This is a genomic window from Pseudoalteromonas sp. SG43-5 (assembly GCF_014164345.1).
Classification (GTDB): Bacteria; Pseudomonadota; Gammaproteobacteria; order Enterobacterales; family Alteromonadaceae; genus Pseudoalteromonas; species Pseudoalteromonas distincta.
Genome location: NZ_JACJFA010000012.1, coordinates 81,679 through 93,428, shown reverse-complemented (window position 1 = coordinate 93,428; position 11,750 = coordinate 81,679). Strand labels below are relative to the sequence as shown.

At 39.1% G+C, this 11,750-nt stretch carries 8 protein-coding genes; 3 read left to right on the top strand and 5 right to left on the bottom strand.

Annotated features, from left to right (window positions below):
• Positions 1-37: 37 nt before the first annotated feature.
• Entirely contained in the window at positions 38-712 is a 675-nt protein-coding gene (locus H5161_RS13340; protein WP_138488457.1) for a DUF2461 domain-containing protein, read from the bottom strand.
• A 78-nt stretch (positions 713-790) separates the two neighbouring features.
• Between H5161_RS13340 and gorA the strand changes: the two genes are divergently transcribed.
• The 3 genes from gorA (at position 791) to H5161_RS13325 (ending at position 3,994) form a co-directional block, all read left to right on the top strand.
• Positions 791-2,152, top strand: a complete 1,362-nt coding sequence (gorA, locus tag H5161_RS13335; protein WP_182671026.1) for a glutathione-disulfide reductase — start codon at positions 791-793, stop codon at positions 2,150-2,152.
• A 264-nt stretch (positions 2,153-2,416) separates the two neighbouring features.
• The gene (locus tag H5161_RS13330; protein WP_182769499.1) at positions 2,417-3,049 is read left to right on the top strand and encodes a hypothetical protein; all 633 of its coding nucleotides are present in this window, start codon (positions 2,417-2,419) and stop codon (positions 3,047-3,049) included.
• Positions 3,050-3,157: 108 nt separating this feature from the next.
• Complete coding sequence (locus tag H5161_RS13325; protein ID WP_024597410.1) at positions 3,158-3,994, top strand: mechanosensitive ion channel family protein; 837 nt, start codon at positions 3,158-3,160, stop codon at positions 3,992-3,994.
• A 153-nt stretch (positions 3,995-4,147) separates the two neighbouring features.
• Here the strand turns inward: H5161_RS13325 and tldD are convergent, their stop codons facing one another.
• The 4 genes from tldD to rng are packed head-to-tail and all read right to left on the bottom strand — an operon-like array spanning position 4,148 to position 11,749.
• Positions 4,148-5,587, bottom strand: a complete 1,440-nt coding sequence (gene tldD / locus H5161_RS13320) for a metalloprotease TldD (protein ID WP_182769498.1) — start codon at positions 5,585-5,587, stop codon at positions 4,148-4,150.
• Positions 5,584-6,423, bottom strand: coding sequence for a carbon-nitrogen hydrolase family protein (locus H5161_RS13315; protein WP_182769497.1), 840 nt, complete (start codon positions 6,421-6,423; stop codon positions 5,584-5,586). The genes tldD and H5161_RS13315 overlap by 4 nt, the downstream gene beginning before the upstream one ends.
• Positions 6,420-10,277, bottom strand: a complete 3,858-nt coding sequence (locus H5161_RS13310; RefSeq protein WP_182769496.1) for a YhdP family protein — start codon at positions 10,275-10,277, stop codon at positions 6,420-6,422. Before H5161_RS13310 ends, H5161_RS13315 begins: the two co-directional genes overlap by 4 nt.
• Positions 10,277-11,749, bottom strand: coding sequence for a ribonuclease G (rng, locus tag H5161_RS13305; RefSeq protein ID WP_002958405.1), 1,473 nt, complete (start codon positions 11,747-11,749; stop codon positions 10,277-10,279). The genes H5161_RS13310 and rng overlap by 1 nt, the downstream gene beginning before the upstream one ends.
• Position 11,750: the final 1 nt, after the last annotated feature.

Below are 11,750 nucleotides of genomic sequence, written 5' to 3'. Positions count from 1 at the left end.
TAAAAAAACAACTCAGCCGCTTTTAAGTTGTTTAATTTTAATAAGGTTGCTCTAAAGCAAAACACAAATAACCCATTAATGAGTCGGCCACTTTATAACGTTCTAGTACCGTATCAACTAGGTTATTACTGCATATTTGCTTTTGAGTAAGTGGGCTAATGGCTATAAAGTCTTTTCGTTTGAGCTCATCTATTAAGGGATGATCTTTTTCAAAACCTCTTGGTGGGCGTTTTAGCGACTCTCCTGACATTTCAAATATAGATTTAAATTGCTCATCATAAATTGCTTTTTTATAGCTATTTGGGTTTTCATCTATGCAGGTTCTAATGGCATTAAGCGCCTTTGATTCTGGTCGCCAAATACCAGCACCTACAAAACATTCGTCATTTGCTAAGTGAAAATAAAAACCAGGGGCGTGTACGTCTTTTCCCATAAAATGGCGAAATTGAATTCCTACATTAATTTTATATGGGGTTTTATCTTTACTAAAACGCGCGTCTTTATGGATTCTCATTAAACTACCGCCGACTTTTTTATCTGATGCGACAAAATGGCTAGAAACCTCAGCAAGTGGTGCTTGCATTTGCCTAATGAAATCTAAAGCGGGCTCTCTTACGTATTCCTCATACTGTGATTTATGGTCATTAAACCAGTCTCTATTATTGTTTTGATCAAGCTGAGCAAGAAATTCGAATGTTTTTTTACTAAACATAGGTCACCTAAACACTCTTTATTTTTAAAACTTAATGTTATGCTAATGCGCATAAAACTCAACGCCTAAGGACATAAAATGACACAACACTTTGATTATATTGCAATCGGTGGTGGCAGTGGTGGTATTGCCTCTGCAAATAGAGCGGCAATGCGTGGCGCTAAAGTAGCACTTATAGAAGCAAAACACATGGGCGGCACGTGTGTAAACGTGGGCTGTGTACCTAAAAAAGTAATGTGGCACGGTGCTCAGGTTGCTGAAGCAATTAATTTATATGCCCCAGATTACGGCTTTAATGTTGAAGTTAAAGGCTTTGATTGGAGCAAGTTAGTAGAAAGCCGTGAAGCCTACATAGGTCGAATTCATAAAGGTTATGACAGTGGCCTTGCTAGCAATGGCGTTACTGTAATTAAAGGCTTTGCTAAATTTGTAGATAATAAAACAGTTGAAGTAAACGGCAAGCACTACACAGCCGACCATATATTAATTGCAGTAGGTGGACGCCCAAGCATTCCGCATATTGAAGGTGCTGAACACGGTATCGATTCAAATGGCTTTTTTGAGCTAAAAGAGCAACCTAAGCGCGTTGCAGTAATAGGCGCAGGCTACATAGCCGTTGAGCTTGCTGGTGTATTACATGGTTTAGGTACTGAAACACATTTATTTGTTCGTAAGCATTCTCCACTTCGTAACTTTGACCCATACATAGTTGAAACACTTGTTGATGTTATGGCTGCTGAAGGCCCTACTCTTCATACAGAATCTGTACCTCATAAATTAGTTAAAGAAGATGATGGCTCTGTAACGCTACATTTAGATAATGGCAAAACTCATAACGTTGACCAAGTAATTTGGGCCATTGGCCGCCAGCCAACAACAGATGCAATTAATGTTGCCGCTGCCGGCGTAGAAGTTAACAGCGATGGTTTTGTTAAAGTTGATGAGTTTCAAAATACCACAGCTAAAAACGTTTATGCTGTTGGTGATATTATCGAAAACGGTATTGAACTTACGCCTGTAGCAGTGAAAGCAGGGCGTACTTTATCAGAGCGTTTATTTAATAAAGAACTACCTGATGATTTAAAAATGGATTACAGCCTAGTTCCTACTGTTGTATTTAGTCACCCACCAATTGGTACTATTGGCCTTACTGAACAAGAAGCTATTTCTCAATACGGCGAAGAAAACGTTAAGATTTACCAATCTGGTTTTACAGCTATGTACACAGCGGTAACTAAACATCGCCAACCTTGTAAAATGAAGCTTGTATGTGCCGGCCCAGACGAAAAAGTAGTTGGCCTACATGGTATTGGTTTTGCGGTTGATGAAATGATTCAAGGTTTTGCAGTTGCCATGAAAATGGGCGCTACTAAAGCTGATTTTGATGCCGTTGTTGCGATTCACCCAACAGGTTCTGAAGAGTTTGTTACTATGCGCTAGGCGCTAAACTTTAAGCGCTCAATTATAAAAAGCCCTTGTTAAGTAATTAGTAAGGGCTTTTTAATGCTTGTTATATTTTGCACAATAAACCACTTAAAACGTCACATTAAAAACATCCATTCAACATTAAAAAAACATCTAAGCCATTATTTTAACAGCAAAAATTTTAGACCAATAAAAAGGTTAAAAGTTTAAATTTTGTTTTGGCTTTAAAGCATTTTAACGATTAGAATCCCGCGCATTTATAGTTTCTCTTGGTTATTTATGTTTTTACTGCGATCTTTTATTTATTTATTATGCCTAGCGGGTGTTGCTCATTTAATTCAACTTGAAGGGTGTGAATTAAAACAGTATGCACTTTACAGTGAAGAAACTCTTACCGAACATATGCAAGATGTTTTAACTTTTTTAAGTTGTATTTTATTTTTTTATGCTTCGCGAATTAACTTTCAACTCAAAATACCGGCTGTATTACTAGCTGCGTTATCGGCAATGATGTTTGTGAGAGAGTTTGATACCTACCTCGACTTATACTTTTTTGATGGCGCTTGGCAAAGTATCGTCTATTCAATTTTAGCTGGCGTGTTTGTTTATTTAATAACAAACAGAGGAAGTATTTTTAACTCTTTAAAAGCCTATAGCCTCACTCCTAGTTATGGAATTTGCTTATCAGGCATGGTTACTTTACTCGCATTTTCGCGAATGATGGGCAAAGGCGCATTTTGGCATTCAGTAATGGGTGATGACTATGTACGTGCGGTAAAAAACATTATTGAGGAAGGTATAGAAACGCTTGGCTATACTTTGATTTTTATTTCAGCCATTGAGCTTGTACTCATATGCCGAAAAAGAATGGCTAAAAATCACAAGCATTGCACTGATCAAGTAACTCAATAACGTAGCTAAATTTTTTATTGGTTACTTTTTTTACACTAAATTTGCTAATTGGTTTAATAAATCAATATACTGAGCCTGTTTTTATCAACTCACGTTTAATTGGATACCATGACTAAAGATATATTGCTGCATCCGTTTCTTCTTTCAATTGTAATGATCACAATTGCATTTGTACTAAAAGTGCTTGTTGATAAGCTTGCTAAAAGTCGCGCAGAAAAAAAAGAAAAAGACATCCGTTACATCGCACACAATATTAAGCACTTTATTAATTTTGTAATGATGATATCGCTGCTATTTGTGTGGTCGACCGAAATTCAAAACTTTGCACTTTCTATTGCTGCTTTTGCCGTGGCGATTGTACTTGCAACGCGTGAGTTTATTCAGTGTGTAATAGGCTTTTTTTACCTCGTAACAACTCGCCCGTTTAGAGTGGGTGATTGGATACAAGTAGGTGATTACTTTGGTGAAGTAGCTGAAACGGATTGGATAAAAACAACCATGCATGAAATTGATATACATACTTATCAATTTTCTAGAAAAACCATATACATACCTAATAATAAGCTGATCACCAGCTCTATTAAAAACTTAAACTTTGTAAAACGCTTTGTTACACATCATTTTATTATTGTCCGAAGAGAGAGCTTTAACCCTTACCCTATTCACGACACACTCACTGAGCAAGCTAAACTGTACTGCGAAGAGTTTCAAGAAGTAGCAAGCCGTTATAATTCGATGATTGAGCGTAAACTTGATGCAAAAATATCTGGCCCAGAGCCGGTAATTCACTTTGGTACAACCGATTTAGGTGAATTTAAAGCAAGCTTTACCTTGTTTTGCCCGACAGAAAAAGCGCTTGAGATAGAGCACAAATTAACAGAGTGCTTTTTTGCGTTATGGTACAAAGAGGCTGAAAAAAATAAAGAAGGTGAAGGAGAGGCATAAACCTCGCCTACACAAAGTAAAAATACAAATCGTAGGTGCGAATTTATTTCGCGCTCTATTTCTAAGTCTGTATTTAAAAAGCGAGGTATAAAACCTCACCTACAATAAACATCAAGCATGTAGGTACGAATTCACTTCGCGCTTGAGTAATATTTAAGCTGTACCACCGACCGTTAACTGATCAATCTTAAGGCTTGGTTGGCCTACGCCTACCGGTACGCTTTGACCATCTTTACCACAAACACCAACACCTTTATCAAGTGCTAAGTCGTTACCAACCATAGATATTTGCTGCATTACTTCTGGTCCATTACCAATAAGCGTTGCGCCTTTAATTGGTTGGGTAATTTTACCATTTTCGATTAAATACGCTTCTGATGCACTAAATACAAACTTACCTGAGGTTATATCAACTTGTCCGCCGCCAAAGTTAGGCGCGAATACCCCTTTTTTAACTGAGCTGATAATATCGGCTTGGGTGTGCTCACCACCTAACATGTAGGTGTTAGTCATGCGAGGCATTGGTAAATGCGCATAAGACTCACGACGTGCGTTACCGGTAGGATTTACACCCATTAAACGCGCGTTTAGCTTATCTTGCATATAGCCTTTTAAAATACCGTTTTCGATAAGTACGTTGTAAGCCGCTGGTGTACCTTCATCATCAACATTAAGTGACCCACGGCGATCGGCCATGGTGCCATCATCAACAACAGTACACAGCTCAGATGCTACTTTTTGGCCTACTTTACCACTAAACGCAGACGCGCCTTTGCGGTTAAAGTCGCCTTCAAGTCCATGCCCTACTGCTTCATGTAAAAGCACGCCAGGCCAACCATTACCAAGTACAACTTCCATCGTGCCTGCAGGTGCATCAATAGCTTCAAGGTTTACTTTAGCTTGGCGTACAGCTTCTTCAGCAAATTCCATCCAACGTGGTTTACCATCAACAAGCTCTTTAAAGTAACCATAATCTAAACGTGCACCACCACCTGCGCCACCGCGTTCACGGCGACCATTTTTTTCAAGCAGTACTGAGCAGTTTAAGCGAATAAGCGGGCGAATATCGGTGGCAAACGTACCATCACTTGCTGCGATTAATACTTCTTCGTATACCGCTGACATTGAGCTAATTACTTGCTCTGCATCGGGTGCTAGTTCACGAATATAGTTTTCAAGTTCGCGTAATAAACTCACCTTGTCGGTATCGCTCATACTCGAAATTGGCTGATGCGGTGCAAACTGCTCTTTAGCTTTAACATCACTAAATACTTTAATCGCTCTATCTTCGCCAGCATCTGCGATGCTACGAGCCGCTGTAGCCGCCTTATTAAGTGCTTCAAGATTTATTGCATCAGAGTAAGAAAAACCTGTTTTTTCGCCGCTTACAGCACGTACACCAACGCCACGTTCAACGTTATAAGAGCCTTCTTTAACTAAGCCGTCTTCAAGCACCCATGATTCGTGGTGGCTTGATTGAAAATATAAATCGGCGTAATCCACTTTATGCTGATGTATGTAAGCGAGCGTTTTTTCGAGCTCTTCTCTATTTAGCTGGCTGTCTTGTAGTAAATGCTGTTCAACCGAATTCATAATAAATGCTCTCTAAATCGTTGATGAGACTGCACGGGCATATCTCGTCTAATTTTTTGTAACTGGTCTAAATCTGCGTTGCAGCTTATAAAACCGGTGCCTGTTGGCAATTCACTCAGGGTATTGCCCCAAGGTGAAATAATAATACTGTGGCCATATGTTTGTCGGCCATTTTCATGTGTACCGTACTGAGCAGCTGCAACTACATAACATTGTGTTTCTATTGCGCGAGCTGCTAATAGCGGTTGCCAATGCGCTTGCCCTGTAGGGACTGTAAATGCACTGGGTACTAAAATAATATCGGCGCCTTGGCGTACTAGTTCGTTAAATAAGCCACTAAAGCGCAGATCATAACATACTGTTAAGCCAATTTTACCAAAGGGAGAATCAACAACCACTACATCGCGACCTGCTTGGGTAAAATCTGACTCTCGATAGCTACCTGTTTTATCATCAACGGTTACATCAAATAAATGTATTTTGTTATACGTTGCAACCAGCTCGCCTAGATTATTATATAAGTGCGATGCTGCGTAATACTTATGTTCGTTAAATGGCTCAGGCATTGTGCCTGCATTTAACCAGATATTATGGTGTTGGCACAATTCACTAAGTTGTAATTTGTATTGATCAACTTGCTTAGCAACACGTAACGTATCGTTACCACTTTTACTAAACACTAAAAAAGCTTCTGGCAAGCAAACAAGTAATGGTCTTGTTGCTGGCAGAGTTTTAAGTGCGCGCTTTAAGCTTGCTATGTTGTCATCAGGGCTTAGCCCTGAACACATTTGTAGGGCAACTATTGTGGGTGTGCTTATGCTTGCTGTTTTGTTCATTGCGTTACTGTTACTTGTGCATCTTTAAGTTTTAAATCGACTGATGCTTGTGGCTGATTTTGCGCAGCTTGAGGTAGTGTAACTTCACGACTTTTTCTGTCGAGTTCTTGAACAATAGGGTCGTTCATTTTACCCGTTACTTTAAAATTGATCTCTGAGATGACGCGCGCAGAATGAATAACTTTATCAAGTGCTAAAGCAGCAAGCCCTGTTACTGGATTAACCATCCACGCAACTATAACCGGAATGCTTGAGGTTACTTGTGGCGCTACAGCAAGGTCGTAATCTATATCTAGCGTATTTAAGTTTGCGTAGCCTTTAATAGTTAAATCGGCAGGCACACCATCCATTTTAGTATCTTTAGTGTAAGCGATACCGTTTTCTAACTGCATAGAGCCTTGCATGCTGTTATAAAAAAAGCCCTTTGAAAATACATCTCTAAAATCAAGTTTCAGTTTGCGTACGAGTGAATCAAGGCTCAACAGCGAAAATACGCGTGCACCACCATCACTTATTTCAGTTAAGTGACCTTCCCCTAAATCCCAAGTAACCTCACCACTTAAAGTTTTCACATCAAAATCATAAGGTGCTGCTTGCCAAGTAAGATCATAATTTAGATCAGCTTTAGAGTCCTTAATTGCAGAGGTAATATCAAACTCGCCAAACAATGCGCCTATATCATCACTTTTAAGCTCACCACTTAGCGTTGTTAAACCATTTTGCCACTGCCCTTTAGTGCGCAGTACATGATCTCCTTTATCGATTACAAGTTCTGATATCGATAAGCGCTCGCCATCACCTAATAATGACGCACTCACTTTATCAAGCTGATAGCGATCAATTTTGCAGTCACTACATTCAAACTCAATGGCAGGTATTTTAGTAAGCCAGCTCAAGTCTTCCTCAGGAAGCACATCTGTTATTTCAATTAATTGCTCGCTAGGCTGTGCAAAATTAAGCCTTAAGTAATCGGCATTAATTCGTATAGGCTGGCTAGGCTGTGATGTAGGAATAAAAGCCCCAGCTCTAAGTTCTTTAGCATTTAGCTTTAGGTATAAATCGTCTTTTGATGGTGCTAAACGCATTTCAAAATCATTAAAGATGATGTTACTCGCATCAAGCATACCTATATTTGCGACCACCTCATTAAGCGGTGGCATAATCCCTTTTGATTCTTTATCTGGGTTTGATTTACCTGCTTTAATTATTTGATCAATCAGATCAAACCAAGGCACTAATTCACTCTGCTCAAGATTTATATTTACGCTTAAGTCTTTTTGGTTTAATCCTAAATCTTGTTTTCCGAGCACAAAATGGGCATTACTAAACTGTGATTTTCCATTTTCTAAAATAGCATTAAAGTAAAACTGTTGATTAGCGTTTGCTGTAATGAGATTAGAAATATCATCACCTTGAACTACTGCATCAAGTGCCCACGCTTGTTCGCTATTTTTATTATAAGGTGCGGGTAAGTTACTCGTTAAGCCAAGTAGTTCTGAGTTTACCTGTGCACGATAATTAAAGCCTTGTTCGGTAAAATTAAGTACTAAACCAATATCAACATCGCTTTGCCCGCTTAAATAATTTTTTAATATACCTTGTCCACTATCAATTAGTGTATCGGCGTCAATTTTGGCGTTTATATCTATGTTTGCTTGGTAATTTTTAGCATCACTTTTGCTGCTGTAATTAATATTTAGCGGCATGCCCAACCACTTCGCAGTCGCATTTTTAAGTGTAATATTGTCGTTTTTAAAATTAAGCTCGCCAGTTAAGTTTTTAAGCTCAATACCTGGCGTTGCTATAAATACTGGTAAGTCATTTAAATTAACTTTGCCGCTAACACTGGCTCCGCCTTTAAACTTAGAGCCTACTAAAAGCTCAATACTGGCATCGGCTTCGCCTTTGCCCTGTACAACTTTAAAAATTTCAGCAAGAGGTTTGGCAATAGGTGTCGCTGCAAAAAAGTCATGTAACTTTTCCATCTCTGCTTTTTTATCAATTTGCACAATAAGTTCATCAGCATTCATTAAATCTGCAATGCTCACCTGTACACTATTACCAATATCTAAATTAACCAACTTGCCTTGCTGGCTATATATGTCCATTCGCTCATTAGCAAAATGTAGCTGTACATCAGCATTAGTGACCGCTGGCCAATCAGGGTCAAACTCATAGGTTGCATTGTCTATTTGTGCTAATACATCAAACTGACCACTACCATCAGTAAATGGGAAACCAGACAAAGGCCCTGCAAATAAGACCTGTGCTTTAGATACTTCTCCGCCTTTAATTGCACCATTTAAATAGCTAACAAGTTCAGGGCTCATCGCTTTTAATGGGAAGTAATGATCTGCAATATTGGCATCTGGGGCGAACGCTTCTGCGTAAAGATCTAATCGAGGATCATCTGTTAGGCTAATTTGTAATTCTGCAGCAAGAGTAACTTCATCATTATCAAACCAGATATTGTCACTACTTATATGCCAGCCATCATCTCGCTTAGCTAAATCTAGCTCTACATTTAGCTGATTATAATTTATGTCGTTACTAAAGCTTTCGCCTGTGACTAATGTGCCACTTTCGCCAAATAAATTTATTCGACCAGTACTTTGGGTAAGTAAACCATTTACTCTAAGCCCTTGCGCTGCTGGTACCGATCTTAATTCTTGCCAGCCAATATTGTTAGCCTCAAACCATAATTGCCATTGCTGTGCATTAGAAAAACTTAAATAAGCTTGATCTATTTGCCCACTAGGTTGGCGTTCTAAAAATGGTTCAAGTGCATTAAAATTACTTAGCCCGGCTAGGTTACTCAGTAATTCAAAATCAACTTGATGCAGCCACACTTTATTTTGCAGCCCTAGTTGGGCTTCAAACTCTAAACTTGGCCATGCTTTATCGTTACTATTAAATGTTAAACCGGTACTTTTTAAGTGCCAGCTATTTTGTTCTGGATATAGATGGAATCCACCTTCACTCAAACTAACTTGGTGGCTTTGCTCTTCTCGCTGCCAGCGTACAAAGCTTGGTAACCACTGCATTTTCACATCGCTTACAAAACCTTTATCTAGTTTTAGCCATGCTTGTAAATTAATATCGCTATGTAGTTGTTGTTTTTGCGTATTTATATATTGCGCTAACCAGTTAGATACATCGACCTTATTAGCCTGCACATAGATGTCGCCCGCAACCTGCTCTAGAGTATCCCCGGTAAGTGCTATGCGCGCGTCAAAGTCTCCGACCGAAATTCCCGGTAGTGCTAAGCTTCCACTGCCAAAGTGCTGCTCATCTTCATTTTGCCAAACAATGTTTTGAAGAAGTAATTTACGTTCTTTACCGTCTTCTAAAATAAAGTTAATACTGGAATTTTCTATTGCAAAATGACCCGTTTTACCCAAAAACAGTTCTTCAATTAGCTCTTTTTGCTCAAAAGAAACTTCGTCGTTATCACCGGTTTTAAATAAGTTGGTGATATTTACACTGGTATGAAAACCATTAATAACAAAATAATTAGATCTAAGTTGCAGTGCTTTTAAGCTTTCCCATAGGTTTAGCTCTAAGCTGGTTTTAGCAATGGTGAGTGATATTGGCGCGGTTTCGTTATCTTTAAACGATAAATTTTCTAGCACTAATGCAGGACCACTGCCCTGCCAACTAGCTGATATTTCGCCAATAGATAAGCTTATTTCAAACTTTTCGTGTAAATAGCTTTCTATGTCACCTTTGTATTCGTTTGCATACGGGAGGGTATATTTTAAAATTGAAACAATAACGGCCAGTAATACCAAAATTATGGCGCAAGTCTGCCATAACTTTCTAAAACAAAAAAAACAGACCGCTTTTGCTTTCATTACATCATTACCACATCAAACTGTTCTTGGCTGTATAAGCTCTCGGTTTGAATATTGACTTGCTTACCAATAAATAGTTCAAGCTCAGCAAGGTTATGATACTCATCGTTTAGTAGCGCCTCACTTACAGCAGGTGCTGCGTACACCATAAACTTGTCCGCTGCGTATGCTCGGTTAACACGCACTATTTCACGTAGTATTTCATAGCAAACCGTTTCAACTGTTTTTTGTGAACCACGACCGGAGCATGCAGGGCATACATCACATAAAATATGCTCTAAGCTTTCGCGTGTACGTTTACGCGTCATTTCAACAAGGCCAAGCGCTGAAAGCCCATTAATATTCGTTTTAGTGCGATCTTTTGCAAGGGCTGATTCAAGTGAATGAAGCACCCGCCTTTTATGATCCTCACTTACCATATCGATAAAGTCGATAATGATAATACCGCCTAAGTTACGCAGCCTAAGCTGGCGAGCAATTGCAGAGGTTGCTTCTACGTTGGTATTAAAAATTGTTTCTTCTAAATTACGATGCCCTACAAATGCACCTGTATTAACATCAACAGTCGTCATTGCTTCTGTTTGGTCAATAATTATATAGCCACCCGATTTTAGCGTAACTTTACGATGTAGTGCTTTTTGAATTTCGTTTTCAACATCAAACAAATCAAATATAGGTCGCTCGCCTGGGTAGTATTCAAGCACTTGAGAAAGCTGTGGAACAAACTCTTCAGTAAATAACTTTAGTTCTTCATAGCTGAGTTTAGAGTCAACGCGAATGCGCTCCATATCTTCGCCTACATAGTCACGCAGGGTTCTAAAGGCAAGCGTTAAATCTTCGTGTAGGATACTGGCTTTACTCGTTTTTCTACGACGTGATGTTATTTTTTCCCATAATTTTCTTAAAAAGCCGGCATCGTGTCGTAATTCAGCTTCGCTAGCACCTTCAGCTGCTGTACGTACAATAAAACTGCCATTTTCATCGCCATATTCTGCGACTATTTTTTTAAGACGTGAGCGCTCTTCTTCAGTTTCTATACGCTGACTAACCCCTACATGGGTCGCATCAGGCATAAACACTAAATAGCGAGAAGGGATAGTTATATCAGTGGTGAGTCTTGCGCCTTTAGTGCCTAGCGGATCTTTTACCACTTGCACCATAATGTATTGGCCTTGACGAACTAATTCTCTAATATCTTGTACTTTTTTTATTGGTACGTCGTCTACGCCTTCAACAATAGAGGCACTATTTACAATATCGGATGCATGCAAAAATGCAGCTTTTTCAAGGCCGATATCAACAAAAGCAGCCTGCATACCCGGAAGTACACGGCTTATTTTTCCTAAGTAAATATTGCCTACAATACCTAGATTACCGATTCGCTCTAGCTGTATTTCTTGCAGTACACCGTTTTCTATTAGGGCAACACGACTTTCGCTCGGTGTGACATTGATCAGTAATTCTGTACTCATG